A 14,243-nucleotide genomic window follows, 5' to 3' on the forward strand; every position below is an offset into this window, starting at 1 on the left:
GGCGTCGCTCCCCTTTACGTGTGCCGCGATTCTATTGCAACGAGCGACGGGCATCGAGGGAGCCGCCGAGCGCGTCCCGAGATGGCCGCGCGAGCGCCGTCGGGGTATCTTGATCCGGCTCGAACGCGAGCGACGCCGAGGACGGAGGAGTCGAGGTCATGCATTGGATCGGCGCGGCTTTCCTGATCGCCGTGTTGTCGAGGGTAGGCGTGCGGCTGTGGCTCGCGTCGCGCCAGATCGCGGCCGTGCGGGCGCGTCGCTCGAAGGTGCCGCGGCTCTTCGCGCACGAGATCGCCGTCGCCGATCACGAGGCCGCGGCCGATTATGCGGTCGCCCGCATGCGCATCGCCCGCGTCGGCGCCGTGGCGGGCGCGGTACTCGCGCTCGTGCTCACGTTCGGCGGCGGCGTGGCCGCCGCGGATGCGCTCTGGCGAAGCACCGGGCTTGCGCAGCCGTGGCTCGGCGTCGGTGTCGTGCTGACCGTGCTCGCCGTGTTCCGGCTCGTGCAGCTGCCGTTCTCCGTCTGGCGCACGTTCGGCCTCGAGGCGCGCTTCGGCTTCAATCGCACGCCGCCGCGGCTGTTCGCGGCGGATCTCGCGAAGCGCACCGTGCTCGCCGTCGCGATCGTCGGGCCGCTCGCCGCCGGCGCGATTCTGCTGATGGAGCGTGCCGGGCCCGCGTGGTGGCTGTTCGCTTGGGTCGGCTGGCTCGCCGTGATGCTCGGAACGACCTGGGCCTGGCCGCGGTTCGTCGCGCCCTGGTTCAATCGCTTCACGCCGCTCGCCGACACGGCGCTCGAGAAGCGTCTCACGTCGCTGCTCGAGCGATGCGGCTTCACTTCCGGCGGCGTGTTCGTGATGGACGGCTCGCGCCGGTCGGCCCACTCGAATGCTTATTTCACCGGCATCGGACGGAGCAAGCGAGTCGTGTTTTTCGATACGCTTCTCGCGAAGCTCGGGCCGGCGGAAATCGAGGCCGTGCTCGCTCACGAGCTCGGTCACTTTCGTTTGCATCACGTTCGCCAGCGCCTCGTCGTGTCCGCCGCGCTTGCGCTCGGAAGCCTCGCGCTGCTCGCGTGGCTCGCGCGCCATCCGAGCTTCTATGCGGCGCTCGGCGTCCCTTCGCCTTCCGCGCACGCCGCGCTCCTGCTGTTCTCGATCGCGATGCCCGCGTTCACGTTCTTTGCGACGCCCCTCGCCGCGTGGTGGTCGCGGCGTCACGAGCTTCAGGCCGACGATTTCGCGGTGCGCCACGCGAACGCGCGGGATCTCGCCGGAGCGCTGCTCAAGATCTGCCGCGACAACGCGTCGAATCTCCTGCCGGATCGCTGGTACTCCGCGTTCTACGACTCGCATCCGCCCGCGCTCGTGCGGGTCGCGCGCCTCAGGGCCGTCCCGTTGCCGCCGCCGTGCGCCGGCCCGCGGTCCGAGCAGCCGGTGCTACAGTAGAGCGTATCGTGTCCCGCAAATACCTATACATGATGCTTGCCGGGAACGCCGTAAATGCCTCCCTGTAGGCTCGCTCCGCGACGCCCCTGCCCGGGGCCCCGGCGCGAACACAGTGAGCGCTGGGGTGGCGTACGCGGAGCGTCCCGTCGAGCAGCATGCATAGGTATTTGCGGGACGCCACACTAAAACGGAGCCGTCCGAAGGCCTCCGTCTTCCGGCTCCGCTGCAGAAGGAGGGGACACATGAACGTTCGTCCGAGCCTGCTCGCCGCCGCCGTCGCGCTCGCGCTCAACGGCTGCACGGGCGAGGCGCCCGCGCAGCCGCCGTCCTCGTCGAGCCCGTCGGAGGGTACCGCCGCGGCCGGCGTGGCGGCTTCGAACGTCTCCGTGGAGGACGCGCGAGCGTTCATCGAGGCGGCCGAGGCCGAGCTCGAAGAGAACGCCGAGTTCGTCGGGCGCACGTTCTGGGTGCAGGCGAACTTCATCACCTTCGACACGAACTGGCTCGCCGCGCGCGCGGGCGCCGAGAGCACCGAGCTCGCGGTGCGGCTCGCGAACGGCACGAAGCGCTTCGAGGGGCTCGAGCTGCCCGAGACGCTCGAGCGCAAGATGAACATTCTGCGCACGGGTATCACGCTGCCGGCGCCGTCGCGCGAGGGCGCGGCGCAAGAGCTCGCGGACATCACGACCTGGCTCGAGTCCACGTATTCGACGGGCACGTACGAGTATAGGGGCGAGGAGCTCGACTTGCCGGCGCTCGAGCGCATCATCGACACGTCGCGCGATCCGCAGGAGCTCGCCGAGGTGTGGACCGGGTGGCGAACGGTCTCGCCGCCTATGGCCGAGCGCTATGCGCGCATGGTGGAGATCGCGAACGAGGGCGCACGCGAGCTCGGCTTCGAGAATCTCGCCGAGATGTGGCTGTCGACGTACGGCTTGGAGCCGGAGGAGATGGAGGCGGAGGTGAACCGGCTCTGGAGCCAGGTCGAGCCGCTCTACGAGCAGCTTCACTGCGAGGTGCGCGCGCGGCTCAACGAGCATTACGGCGACGAGGTGCAGCCCGACGAAGGGCCGATCCGCGCCGACCTGCTCGGCAACATGTGGGCGCAGCAGTGGTCGAACATCTACGACCTCGTCGCCCCCGAAGGCGCCGACTCGGGCATCGACCTCACGAGCCTGCTGCGCGAGAAGGGCTACACGCCGCGCCGGATGATCGAGACGGGCGAGGCATTCTTCACGTCGCTCGGCTTCGAGCCGCTGCCGGAGACGTTCTGGGAACGCTCGCTGTTCGTGCAGCCGCAGGACCGCGACGTCGTTTGCCACGCTTCCGCGTGGGACGTCGACGCGATGAACGATCTGCGGATCAAGATGTGCACGGAGATCAACGCCGAGGATTTTCAGACCGTGCATCACGAGCTCGGCCACAACTTCTATCAACGGGCCTACAGCGATCAGGACTTTCTGTTCCGGGAAGGCGCGCACGACGGCTTCCACGAGGCTCTAGGCGACTTCATCGCGCTGTCGATCACGCCCGAATACTTGCGCCAGATCGGCCTCATCGACGAGGTTCCCGGCGTTTCCGCCGACCTCGGCCTGCTGATGCAGCAGGCGCTCGACAAGATCGCGTTCCTGCCCTTCGGCATGCTCGTCGATCAGTGGCGCTGGGCCGTGCTGCGGGGCGAGGTGGGCCCCGAGGACTACAACGACGCGTGGTGGGCGATGCGTGAGCGCTATCAGGGCGTGCGGCCACCGGGCGAGCGGCCGCCGGAGGCGTTCGATCCCGGAGCGAAGTACCACATTCCCGCGAACGTCCCGTACCTGCGCTACTTCCTCGCGTTCATTCTGCAGTTCCAGTTCCATCAGGCGGCGTGCGAGATGGCCGGATGGGAGGGGCCGCTGCACCGCTGCTCGATCTACGGCAACGAGGAAGTCGGGCGGCGGCTCCGAGCGATGCTCGAGCTCGGCAAGTCGGTGCCCTGGCAGGACGCGCTCGAGCGGTTCACCGGCACGCGCGAGATGGACGGCTCGGCGATCATCGCCTACTTCGAGCCGCTGATGGCCTACCTCGAGGAGCGGAACGCCGGCCGTCAATGCGGGTGGTGATGCCCGAGCAGCCGGCGGTGGGATAGGGCGCGCGGGCCCGACAGCGGGGTAGGCCGCGCGGATCCGGCTCAGGCGCCCTCGGGCTGCACGGGGATGTCGAAGCGCTCGGTATAGCGCCGGAAGCGCGCAAGCTCCGTCTTGCGGTCCAGCCCGTACTGGGCGAGCGAGTAGCGGTGCACGCCGTGCTTGTTCTTCGGGTTCGCCGCGAGGAACGTCTGCATCGCCGCGCGTGCGTCCTCCGTGAACGGCCAGCCGAGGAAGTCGTAAATCCGCTCGATCGTCTCGGCGGGCCGCCGCTCGACGTCGTCGTAAGCCACGTCGAGAAACTTCTCCGGCGCGGATCGATCGCGGACGGCGAGAAAGCCGTCGAGCGCGCGCGACCAGCGATCCGCCCAGTCGGCCGCGATTCGAGCCGGCTCTGCACGGTCGCTGAACGCGCGCCGCAAGACGGTGGCATGGCTCGCCATCGACGCCATCACGCGAAGCGGGTCGCGATGCGTCTGGATGATCTTCGCGTCCGGGTATCGCTCGAGGAGCGCTTGAAGCGCGAAGAGATGCCCGGGGGCCTTCAGCACCCAGCGCCGGCCCGGCGCCCGAGCATCGAGGTGCTGCAGAAAACGATAATGGAAGTCATAGGCGAGTCGCTGCGAATCCTGCTCGAGCCAGTTCTCGTACGACGGCACGTCGTGGGTCGTGTGGAACTGAATGCTCATGAAGACGTTCGCGGTAATCGCGATGCACTCCTGCGGCAGATCGGGCGCGATCGGATGGATGCGCTTGAACTCGGGTGCGAGACGATTCGCCCACCCGAGCCTTGCGGCCGTGCGGCGGCGAAGAACGTCCGGCCGGTCCTTGCGCGCGGGGAACATCGTTTCCCATGTCAGCGGCACACGGTTCGCCGGGTCTCGGCTCATCAGCCCGTGCAGCAGCGTCGTGCCGGTGCGCGGCAGACCGATGATGAAGACGGGGCGCGCGATGGGCCGCCGCTCGACGTCCGGCTGCGCCGCGCGCTCGGCTTCGAGGTGGAGCAGGTTCTCGAGCAGGCTCACGACCATTTCGCGAACGGTGATCCGCCCGAGCATCGTGAGGCTCGCCTCGCGGCGGTACGCGTCGAGCAGGCGCTCGAGCGGCGCATCGAACGGCCACGCACCGAAATCGTGCAACTCCGCGCGGCGCCGCGCCGCCCGCACGAGCGCGGCTTGGTCGAGCGCGGGGGCTTCCACGCCGATGCCGCGCAGCGCGCGGCCGCTTGCATTCAGCGCGGCAACGGCGGCCGCAACGCAGCTCCGGGAGAAATTCATCGGGTGGAACGGGCTTTGCTACTATTCGTGCGCGGCATTGTCCCTTACGCGCCTCACGGCGGCAACGGTAACGCAGGCATGACACCCGAAGAGCTTCGCACACTCATCCACGACGTTCCGGATTTTCCGAAGCCCGGCATCGTCTTCAAGGACATCACTCCGCTGCTGGAGAATCCGCTTGCGTTCGGCGAGATCACGGAGCGGCTCGCGGAAGGCGCGGCGGAGCTCGGCGCCGAGCGCATTCTCGCGATCGAGTCGCGCGGCTTCATCTTCGGCGCCGCGCTCGCGCGGCGGATGGCGCTGCCGATGCACCTCGTGCGCAAGCGCGGGAAGCTGCCGAGGAAGTCCGTCAGCGTGCGTTACGAGCTCGAGTACGGCGTGGATCACCTCGAGGTGCATGCCGATGCCGTGCGCCCGGGAGGCCGCTGCCTGATCGTCGACGACCTGCTCGCTACCGGCGGCACCGCGGCCGCCGCCGCGGAGCTCGTGCGGCGGCAGGACGGGGTCGTCGCGGGCTATGCCTTCGTGGTGGAGCTCTCGTTCCTCGACGGCCGTCGCGCCCTAGGCGACGCGCCGATCGTCGCGCTGATCGATTGCTCGGCGTGATTCCTCAATGTGGCGTCCCGCAAGTACCTATACATCGTGCTTGCAGGGACCGCCGTGAATACGTCCCTGTAGGCTCGCTCGCGCGCGTCCCTGCGCCGGGGTCCCCAGCGCAAACGGAGTGGGCGCTGGGGTGGCGTGCGCGAGCGTCCCTGCAAGCACGATGTATAGGTATTTGCGGGACGATCTAATATGCGCGGTTCAGGATGAACTCGCTGAGCCAACGCAGCCCTTCGCTGCCGGGGCCGAGCGAGGCCAGCGCGTCCATCGCGCCGCGGTGGACCTCGTCCGCGCGCTGCCGCGCGCCGTCTATGCCGAGCACGGACGGGTAGGTGGACTTCATGTTCGCGCTGTCGCTCGCCGCGTTCTTGCCGAGCGTCTGCGTGTCCTGCTCGACCTCGAGCAGATCGTCGCGAATCTGAAAGAGGAGACCGATGTCGCCGGCGAAGCGATCGAGCAGCGCGCGCGATCGATCGTCGAGATCCGCGAGCTCGCTCGGCATCATGATGGAGGCGCGGATCAGCCGGCCGGTCTTGCGGCGATGAATGTCCTCGAGCGCCTGCTCGTTCACCCGCCTTCCTTCCGCATCGAGATCGAGCGCCTGTCCGCCGACCATACCGGCCGGACCGACGGCCTCCGCGAGCTGCGCGATGATCTTGATCTGCCGTTCGGGGCGGGCGGCGAGCGCGGCGTCTCCGCAGAGGATCTGGAACGCGAGGGCCTGGAGCCCGTCGCCTGCGAGGATCGCGGTCGCTTCGTCGAAGGCGCGATGGGTCGTCGGCCTGCCTCGACGCAGGTCGTCGTCGTCCATCGCCGGGAGGTCGTCATGAACGAGCGAGTAGGCGTGCACGAGCTCTACGGCCGCCGCGATCGCGTCCACGTCTGCGTCGTCGAGCCCGCAAAGCTCGCCGCTCGCATAGGCGAGCAGCGGCCGAATACGCTTGCCGGAGCCGAGCACCGAATACTTCATTGCAGCACGCAGTCTTTCCGGCGTGCCGTCGTCGACGGCGAGGATCTGCTCGAGACGAGCCTCGACCCTGCGTCTGTATTGCTCGACGCGGTTCTCAAACGTCTGCTTCGGGCCTCGTGCTATCATGGCGGGCCATCGTAACATTGAAATGCCGCGCGTGGCGCAAGCATTCGTGAACGTCGAATCGAGCCGAAGCAACGGCGCCGATGCCTCCGATCTCGAGTATCAGGCGAAGATCCTTCCGGGCGTCTCGCGAACCTTCGCGTTGACGATTCCGGTCCTGCCCGAGCGTCTTGCCGAGGTCGTCACGAACGCATACCTGCTCTGCAGGATCGCCGATACGGTCGAGGACGACATCGGTCTCGACAACGAGCAAAAGTCCCGCTTCCACGAGCGCTTCATCGCGGTAGTCGAAGGGCGTGAGCCCGTCGAGCCGTTCGCCGCGGAGCTCGCGCCGCTGCTGTCCGATCGGGCGCTGCCGGCCGAGAAGGATCTCGTCGCGAACACACCGGCCGTGATCCGGGTGACGCACAGCTTCATGCCCGCCGAGCGTGCGGCGCTCACGCGCTGCGTGCGCGTCATGTGCGAGGGCATGCCCGAGTTCCAGCGCAACAGAAGCCTGCGCGGTCTCGGCGATCTCGAGGAGATGACGGAGTACTGCTACTACGTCGCCGGCGTCGTCGGCGAGATGCTCACGGAGCTGTTCCTGCTGCATTGCCCGGATCTCGAGCGCCACCGCGAGCGTCTGATGCGGCTCGCCGTGTCGTTCGGACAAGGCTTGCAAATGACGAACATCCTGAAGGACATCTGGGACGACCGTCACGCCGACGCGTGCTGGCTGCCGCGCTCCGTATTCGGCAGCGATACGTTCAACCTCGAGCGCCTCGAGGAAGCGCATCTGTCCACGAGCTTCCGCGAGGGCCTCAATCATCTGCTCGGCGTGGCCCACGCGCATCTTCGGAACGCGCTCGAGTACACGTGCCTCATCCCGAAGCGCGAGGTCGGTATCCGCCGCTTCTGTCTGTGGGCGATCGGTCTCGCCGTCCTCACGCTGCGCAAGATTCACCGCAACCCCGGCTTCCGTTCCGGCGCGGAGGTCAAGGTCTCGCGCCGCACGGTGAAGGCCACTGTCGTCACCACCAATCTCACGCTGATGAGCAATCGGGCGCTGCGCTTGATGTTCGAGCGGGCGGCCGACGGGCTTCCGCTGGTCAGCCTCGAGCCGCGCGCGATGCTCGAGAGGGCCTATCGGCTGTCGGGCCGGCTGGATGTTCGCTGACGGTCCCGCGGCGCTCGCTCGGCCTTCGGCCGTGCGGGCGCCGGTTGCCGTGATCGCGGCCCTCGGCCTCGAAGGCGCGTGTCTCACGCGCCTCGCCGTCGCGCCGTCCGTGCTCTCGGTCATGCAATGCGGGCCGGGCGCCGCGCGGGCCGCCGCGGCCGCGGCGCGTGCTCTCGAGCGCGGTGCGAAAGGCCTCGTGTCTTGGGGGCTCGCCGGCGGCCTCGACGGTGATGCGGCGCCGGGAAGCATCGTGCTGCCCGACGTCGTGGTCACGTCTCGAGGGGAGCAGTTCTCGGCGGATCGGCCCTGGTCGGAGCGTATCGCGGCGGCTCTCGACGGGCGCTTCCGGCTGATCCGCGGCGCGCTCCTCGCCGCCGACGCCGTGCTCTCGGCACCGGAGGCGAAGCGCCGCGCTGCGCGAGCCCACGACGCGGCGGCCGTCGACATGGAATCGGCGGCGATCGCCGCGGCCGCCGTGCGGGCCCGCGTGCCGTTCGTCGTCGTGCGGGCGGTCGCGGACGGCGCGGCAGACGCGCTGCCTCCCGGCATCGAGCGGTGGATCGATGCGCACGGCAACTTGCGTCTGACGCCGGCCGTGGATGCCGTGCTTCGGCCCTCCTGCTGGCCCGCGCTCTGGACCCTCGCGCTGCGCCACCGCACGGCGCGCCGCGCTTTGGAGGGCGTCGGGCGAGCGCTCGCCCCGCAGGGTTTTCTGCTCGAGCGATGACGGCGCTCGTGACCGGTGCGAACGGCTTCGTCGGCGCGGCCGTCGTGCGCGCGCTGCTCGATGACGGTGAGCGCGTGCGCGCCTTCGTCCGCGCCGGAAGCGACCGGCGCAATCTCGAGGGGCTCGACGTCGAGATCGCGGAAGGCGACATTCGCGCGGCGGACACGCTCGCCCGCGCGATGCGCGGATGCACGGCCGTGTTTCATGTCGCGGCCGATTACCGGCTGTGGGTACCGGACGCGGACGCGATGCTCGAGACCAACGTGCGCGGGTCGCTGAACGTGCTCGAAGCGGCGTCCGGCGCCGCCGTGCGGCGCATGGTCTACACGTCGAGCGTCGCGACATTGGGCCTGCGCGCCGACCGCGCGCCGGCGGACGAGGACACGCCGGTCTCGCTCGCCGACATGATCGGTCCGTACAAGCGATCGAAGTATCTCGCCGAGCAGGCCGTCGCCCGGCGTGCCGCGGAGCTCGGCTTCGACGTCGTCACCGTCAACCCGTCGACGCCTATCGGTCCCGGCGACGTCAAGCCGACGCCGACCGGCCGGATCATCCTCGACGCGGCCCGCGGCCGCATCCCGGCCTTCGTCGACACCGGCCTCAATCTCGTTCACGTCGACGACGTCGCGCGCGGGCATCTGCTCGCGCTCGAGAAAGGACGCCCCGGGGAGCGTTATATTCTCGGCGGCGCGGACATGAGCCTCGAGCGGATCCTGCGGCTCGTGGCGGAGCGATGCCGGCGCGCGCCGCCGAGAGTTCGCTTGCCTCATTGGTCCGTCTACCCGGTGGCGGTCGCCTCCGAGATCGCGGCGCGCTTCTCCGGCCGGGAGCCCAGGGTCAGCCTCGACGGCGTCCGGATGTCTGCAAAGCACATGTACTTCTCGAGCCGGAAGGCCGAGCGCGAGCTCGGCTATCGGTGGCGCGATCCGGCCGAGGCCGTGACCGATGCGATCGCTTGGTTTGCGCGCAACGGGTACTTGAACGGAAAGGATCTGGCGAATGCAAGCTAGCGCGCGCGCCCGGGCGAACATCGCTCTCGTGAAGTATTGGGGCAAGGCCGACGAGCGCCTGAAGATTCCGGCCGTGGGCTCCATCTCGATCACGCTCGCGGACCTTTGGTCCGACACCGACGTCCGCTTCGATACGGCGCTGTACGCGGACGAGCTGATCCTCGATGGCGCGCCCCGCCCGGAGCGGCTCGGCCGCGTGTCGGCCTGCCTGGACCTGCTCCGCGAGCGCGCCGGCACCGAGCTTCGCGCGCGCGTCGTGAGCCGCAACACGTTCCCGACCGGGGCCGGGCTCGCGTCGTCGGCCTCCGGCTTCGCTGCGCTCGTCGGCGCGGCGGCGGCGGCGCTCGGCCTGCGTCTCGGTCCGCGCGACCTCAGCCTCCTCGCGCGTCGCGGATCGGGCTCCGCCGCGCGATCGATCTTCGGCGGGTACGTCGAGATGCATGCAGGGCGGCGCCCGGACGGCGCCGACAGCTATGCGGAGCCGCTGCTCGCGGCGGAGGAGTGGCCCCTCGAGGTCGTCATCGCGATCACCGCCCGGGGCGAGAAGGCCGTCGGCTCGGGCGAGGGCATGGCGCGCTCGGCCGGCTCGTCCCCGTACTACGAAAGCTGGGTCCGCGGGCAGCCCGACGACCTCGACCGGGCGAGGCGTGCGATCGCGGCCCGCGACTTCGAGGCTCTGGCGGCCGTCGCCGAGCACAATTGCTTGAAGATGCACGCGGCGGCGATCGCCGCCGATCCGCCTCTCATTTATTGGAACGGCGTCACGGTCGAATGCATCGCCGCGGTGCGGGCGCTGCGCGGCGCGGGCGTGCCGGTCTTCTTCACGATCGACGCCGGGCCGCAGCTGAAGGCGGTCTGCCTGCCGGAGGCCCGGCCGCGGGTGGAGGCGGCGCTCGCCGAGGTGCCGGGCGTGATCGAGGTGCTGCGGACGGGCTTGGGCCCCGGCCTCGAGGTGGTCCGCGAGCCGGAGCCGGCGTGAAAGTCGGCGCGCGCGCACCGGGGAAAGTTGCCGTGCTCGGCGAGTACGCGGTGCTCGACGGCGCGCCGGCGCTCGTCCTCGCCGTGGACCGACATTGCCGCGCGGAGATCGGCGCCGGCCGCGGAGCCGTGAACCGGCTGGAGACCCGCTTCCCCGACGCGCTCGTGACCGAAACCGCGCCCGGCACGTCCACCGGCATTCGCCTCGTCGACGTCGTCCGCGACGCGCTCGGGGGCGAGCGCGAGCCGTGGGCCGCAACGCTCGACTCGCGGGCCTTCTTCGTCGCCGGCCGCAAGCTCGGGCTCGGCTCGAGCGCGGCCGCGTTGTGCTGCTTCGCGGCGGCCTGGGCGGCCTGGATCGGAGCGCCGCTCCCATCGCTCGGCGGCCTGATCGACCTGCACCGGCGATTCCAAGGCGGGGCGGGCAGCGGGCTGGACGTCGCGGCCTCGATGAAGGGCGGCGCGATCGAGTTTCGCTCGGGTGCTCGAAGCTTGGACGATGTCGGTTCAGTCCAACTGCCGAACGGTGTAGGATTCGCGGGTATTTTTGCCGGGCGATCCGCCTCGACGCCCGATCTGTTGGCGCGTTACCACAAATGGTGCGCCGAGAGGCCGAAGGAGGCGGCGGCCAGGCATCGGAGTTTGCGGGGGATCGCCGAAGCGGGCTGTGCCGCCGCGAGGCACGGCGAAAGCGAGGAATTCTTGCGCGCAGTCGACCTCTACGGGCAGGAGCTTTCCGCCCTCGGACAAGCGATCGGCGCCGACATCGTCACGGCCGAGCACCGCATTCTCGGCAACACGGCGAGACGGTTCGGCGTCACGTACAAGGTGAGCGGCGCGGGCGGCGGGGACCTCGGCCTCGCGCTGGCCGCCGACGCCGATGCGCTCGATGCGTTCGAGCGTGCCGCGGCCGAGCAAGGCTTCGATGTCGTCCATTTGAATCTGGACGGCCACGGTTTGGTAGTCGAGGAGCGAACCGAGTGAATGCGGATCGGTCGAGAATTCCCGAGTTCTACAAGCTGAGCATCGAGGAGCGCGTCAGGACCGTGCACGAGCGCGGCCTGCTGAACGCGAGCGATTTCCGAGCGCTGTCCACCGGACGTCACACGCTCGATCTGTCGGCAGCCGACAAGATGATCGAGAACGTCGTCGGCGTCATGGGGCTGCCGCTCGGCCTCGGCATGAATCTCGTCGTGAACGGCCGCCAGTACGTCGCGCCGATGGTCGTCGAGGAGCCGTCCGTGATCGCGGCGCTGGGGTCGGCGTGCAAGCTGGTCGGCGCCTGCGGCGGTTTCACCGCAGAAGCCTCCGACCCGATCCTGATCGGCCAGATTCAAGTCGTGAACCTGCCCGACATGGCCAGGGCCCGTGCGAAGCTTCTCGAGCGTCGCCAGGAAATCCTCAACCTCGCGAACAGCTTCCATCCGAACATGGTGGCCCGCGGAGGCGGCGCGCGCGACATCGAGCTCTACGTCCATCCGCTGCCGTCGAGCGGCAAGCCGATGCTCGTCGTGCACCTGCTCGTCGACACGCGCGACGCGATGGGCGCGAACCTCGTCAACGGAATGTGTGAAGGCGTCGCTCCCCTCGTGGAGTCGATCACCGGCGGGCAGGTGTTCCTGCGCATCCTGTCCAATCTGACGGATCGGTCGCTCGTGCGCGCGTCGTGCAAGATTCCCGTGGAGAAGCTCGCCGGCCGGGGCTACACCGGAGAGCAGGCGCGCGACGGCATCATCGTCGCGGCGGACTTCGCGGCCGTGGATCCGTACCGCGCCGCCACGCACAACAAAGGCATCATGAACGGCATCGATCCGATCGCGATCGCCACCGGCAACGACTGGCGTGCGATCGAGGCCGGTGCGCATGCGTACGCCGCCCGCAGCGGCCGCTACTCGTCGCTCACGGAGTGGTTCGCCGACGACGAAGGCAACCTCTGCGGCCGCATCGAGATCCCGATCAAGGTCGGCACGGTCGGCGCTCCGCTCGAGTCGAATCCCACGGTTGCGCTGAACCTGCGGCTGCTCGGCGTGAAGTCGGCCACGGAGCTCGCGGAGGTGATGGCCGCCGTCGGGCTCGCGCAGAACTTCGCCGCGATTCGCGCGCTCGCCACCGAGGGCATCCAGAAGGGCCACATGACCTTGCACGCACGCAGCGTCGTCACGGCCGCGGGCGCGTCGAAGGAGATCTTCGACGAGGTGCTCGATCGTCTGATCCAGAGCGGCGTGATCAAGGTGTGGAAGGCGCAGGAGATCATCGCGGAGGTCGAGGCGGAGCGGCGCAAGGCGAGCAGCGGGCGGGGCGTGAAGCGTCACGAGGAGCCGGCGATGGGCGTCGGGTACGGCAAGGTGGTGCTCCTCGGCGAGCATGCGGTGGTCTACGGAAGGCATGCGATCGCAGCGCCCGTGCCGATGACGATCAAGGCGCTCGTCGAGGACTGCGACGAAGGCATCCATCTGATGATCCCGCGCTGGGGCGTCGAGTATCAGCTCGCGCGCAACCCGGCCGATCGTCGCTCGTTCGAGCGTCCAGCGGGCGTCGTGCTCGACAAGCTCGGGCTCTCCGGGCGCGGCATGCGCATCGAGGTATTTCCGGAGGTGCCGCGCGGGATGGGGCTCGGCGGCTCGGCCGCGATGGCCGTCGCGATCGTTCGCGCGCTCGACATGCATTTCAAGCTCGGACTCTCCGACGAGGAGGTCAACCGGCTCGCGTTCGAGTCCGAGAAGGTCGCCCACGGCAGCCCGAGCGGCCTCGACAACACGCTCGCCACGTACGGCCGGTCGCTCGTGTTCAGGCCGGGAGACCCTCCGCTCGTCGAGCCGCTGAACATCGCGAAGCCGATTCCGGCCGTGATCGGCATGACCGGCTACGAGGGCTTGACGGCAAAGACCGTGGGTCGAGTACGCGAGGCGTGGGAGCAAGACCGCAAGCTCTACGAGCGGATTTTCGACCAGATCGACGCGCTGACGTTGCGCGCCGTGCAGGCGATTCAGGACAATGACCTGCCGACCCTCGGCGAGCTGATGAACATTTGTCACGGTATGTTGAACGCGCTGCAGGTGTCGACTCCGGAGCTCGAGCAGCTCGTCACGATCGCGCGCGAGAGCGGCGCGCTCGGCGCGAAGCTCACGGGCGGCGGCGGCGGCGGTTCGATCGTCGCGATCTGCGAGTCCGACACCGAGCCGGTTGCCGCGGCGATTCGCGGCGCCGGCTTCCAGGCGGTCACTGTGCAGTTGGGGGCGGCGCTCGATGGCGCGTGACGAAGTGGTCTCGAGCGACCTCGAGGAGCTCATCCTCGTCGACGAGCTCGATCGGGAAATCGGCTCCAAGACGAAGAGCGAGTGCCATTCCGGCAACGGTGTGCTGCACCGCGCGTTCTCGATCTTCGTTTTCAACTCCGACGACGAGCTGCTGCTTCAGAAGCGGGCGGCGTCGAAACCGCTGTGGCCGAGCTACTGGTCGAATACCTGCTGCTCGCACCCGCGCTACGGCGAGACGATGGAGCAGGCGGTCTCGCGGCGGCTCGGGCAGGAGCTCGGGTTCGAGTGCGAGCTCGAATTTCTATACAAATTCAAGTATCACGCGCAGTATGGCGCGCTCGGAGCGGAGCACGAGTACTGCTGGGTCTACCACGGCCGCTACGACGGGCCGGTCGACGCGAACGTCAGCGAGATCGCCGAGTGGCGCTGGATCGGGATCGATGCGCTCGAGGCCGAGCTCGGAGCGAAACCGGAGCGCTTCACGCCGTGGTTCAAGATGGAATGGGCGCACATCAAGCGCAACTTCCTCGATGCGCTGCTCAGGCGCACCGGCACGGACGGTTGATCC

The 14,243-nt window shown here is 69.0% G+C and carries 12 protein-coding genes; 10 read left to right on the plus strand and 2 right to left on the minus strand.

Translation table 11 applies throughout. The annotated features are described in order from the left end of the window. Window positions 1–158: 158 nt before the first annotated feature. Together VF329_13960 and VF329_13965 are read left to right on the plus strand one after the other, a co-directional pair. A complete protein-coding gene (locus tag VF329_13960; protein HEX7082109.1) occupies window positions 159–1,448 on the plus strand; it encodes a M48 family metallopeptidase in 1,290 nt (429 codons plus the stop codon). 242 nt (window positions 1,449–1,690) lie between these two features. Then, complete coding sequence (locus tag VF329_13965) at window positions 1,691–3,550, plus strand: M2 family metallopeptidase (protein ID HEX7082110.1); 1,860 nt, start codon at window positions 1,691–1,693, stop codon at window positions 3,548–3,550. A 68-nt stretch (window positions 3,551–3,618) separates the two neighbouring features. Here VF329_13965 and VF329_13970 read toward each other — a convergent pair whose 3' ends face one another. Next, window positions 3,619–4,851, minus strand: a complete 1,233-nt coding sequence (locus tag VF329_13970) for a sulfotransferase (protein ID HEX7082111.1) — start codon at window positions 4,849–4,851, stop codon at window positions 3,619–3,621. Between the two features lie 78 nt (window positions 4,852–4,929). Between VF329_13970 and VF329_13975 the strand changes: the two genes are divergently transcribed. Further along, window positions 4,930–5,457, plus strand: coding sequence for an adenine phosphoribosyltransferase (locus VF329_13975; protein HEX7082112.1), 528 nt, complete (start codon window positions 4,930–4,932; stop codon window positions 5,455–5,457). A gap of 184 nt (window positions 5,458–5,641) precedes the next feature. Here VF329_13975 and VF329_13980 read toward each other — a convergent pair whose 3' ends face one another. Next, a complete protein-coding gene (locus VF329_13980) occupies window positions 5,642–6,550 on the minus strand; it encodes a farnesyl diphosphate synthase (GenBank protein ID HEX7082113.1) in 909 nt (302 codons plus the stop codon). 31 nt (window positions 6,551–6,581) lie between these two features. On the opposite strand from VF329_13980, the gene VF329_13985 reads away from it, so the two are divergent. Genes VF329_13985 through idi form a run of 7 tightly spaced genes read left to right on the plus strand, consistent with a single transcriptional unit; the run spans window position 6,582 to window position 14,240 of the window. Continuing rightward, window positions 6,582–7,703, plus strand: a complete 1,122-nt coding sequence (locus tag VF329_13985) for a phytoene/squalene synthase family protein (protein ID HEX7082114.1) — start codon at window positions 6,582–6,584, stop codon at window positions 7,701–7,703. Then, window positions 7,693–8,430: a purine phosphorylase gene (locus tag VF329_13990; protein ID HEX7082115.1), complete on the plus strand. Its 738-nt coding sequence runs from the start codon at window positions 7,693–7,695 to the stop codon at window positions 8,428–8,430. The genes VF329_13985 and VF329_13990 overlap by 11 nt, the downstream gene beginning before the upstream one ends. Further along, window positions 8,427–9,440: a hopanoid-associated sugar epimerase gene (gene hpnA / locus VF329_13995; GenBank protein HEX7082116.1), complete on the plus strand. Its 1,014-nt coding sequence runs from the start codon at window positions 8,427–8,429 to the stop codon at window positions 9,438–9,440. The genes VF329_13990 and hpnA overlap by 4 nt, the downstream gene beginning before the upstream one ends. Continuing rightward, complete coding sequence (gene mvaD / locus VF329_14000; GenBank protein HEX7082117.1) at window positions 9,430–10,419, plus strand: diphosphomevalonate decarboxylase; 990 nt, start codon at window positions 9,430–9,432, stop codon at window positions 10,417–10,419. Before hpnA ends, mvaD begins: the two co-directional genes overlap by 11 nt. Next, window positions 10,416–11,402, plus strand: a complete 987-nt coding sequence (locus VF329_14005) for a hypothetical protein (GenBank protein HEX7082118.1) — start codon at window positions 10,416–10,418, stop codon at window positions 11,400–11,402. Before mvaD ends, VF329_14005 begins: the two co-directional genes overlap by 4 nt. Continuing rightward, window positions 11,399–13,675, plus strand: coding sequence for a hydroxymethylglutaryl-CoA reductase, degradative (locus tag VF329_14010; protein HEX7082119.1), 2,277 nt, complete (start codon window positions 11,399–11,401; stop codon window positions 13,673–13,675). The genes VF329_14005 and VF329_14010 overlap by 4 nt, the downstream gene beginning before the upstream one ends. Beyond that, entirely contained in the window at window positions 13,665–14,240 is a 576-nt protein-coding gene (gene idi / locus VF329_14015) for an isopentenyl-diphosphate Delta-isomerase (GenBank protein HEX7082120.1), read from the plus strand. The genes VF329_14010 and idi overlap by 11 nt, the downstream gene beginning before the upstream one ends. Window positions 14,241–14,243 lie beyond the last annotated feature (3 nt).

The organism is Gammaproteobacteria bacterium (assembly GCA_036381015.1).
Lineage (GTDB): Bacteria > Pseudomonadota > Gammaproteobacteria > Steroidobacterales > Rariloculaceae > ZC4RG20.

Coding starts and splice junctions, on each gene's coding strand:
- VF329_13980 (HEX7082113.1), bottom strand. CDS start 6,550: ATGATAGCACGAGGCCCGAAGCAGACGTTTGAGAACCGCGTCGAGCAA.
- idi (HEX7082120.1), top strand. CDS start 13,665: ATGGCGCGTGACGAAGTGGTCTCGAGCGACCTCGAGGAGCTCATCCTC.
- VF329_13975 (HEX7082112.1), top strand. CDS start 4,930: ATGACACCCGAAGAGCTTCGCACACTCATCCACGACGTTCCGGATTTT.
- VF329_13970 (HEX7082111.1), bottom strand. CDS start 4,851: ATGAATTTCTCCCGGAGCTGCGTTGCGGCCGCCGTTGCCGCGCTGAAT.
- VF329_13990 (HEX7082115.1), top strand. CDS start 7,693: ATGTTCGCTGACGGTCCCGCGGCGCTCGCTCGGCCTTCGGCCGTGCGG.
- hpnA (HEX7082116.1), top strand. CDS start 8,427: ATGACGGCGCTCGTGACCGGTGCGAACGGCTTCGTCGGCGCGGCCGTC.
- VF329_13965 (HEX7082110.1), top strand. CDS start 1,691: ATGAACGTTCGTCCGAGCCTGCTCGCCGCCGCCGTCGCGCTCGCGCTC.
- VF329_13960 (HEX7082109.1), top strand. CDS start 159: ATGCATTGGATCGGCGCGGCTTTCCTGATCGCCGTGTTGTCGAGGGTA.
- mvaD (HEX7082117.1), top strand. CDS start 9,430: ATGCAAGCTAGCGCGCGCGCCCGGGCGAACATCGCTCTCGTGAAGTAT.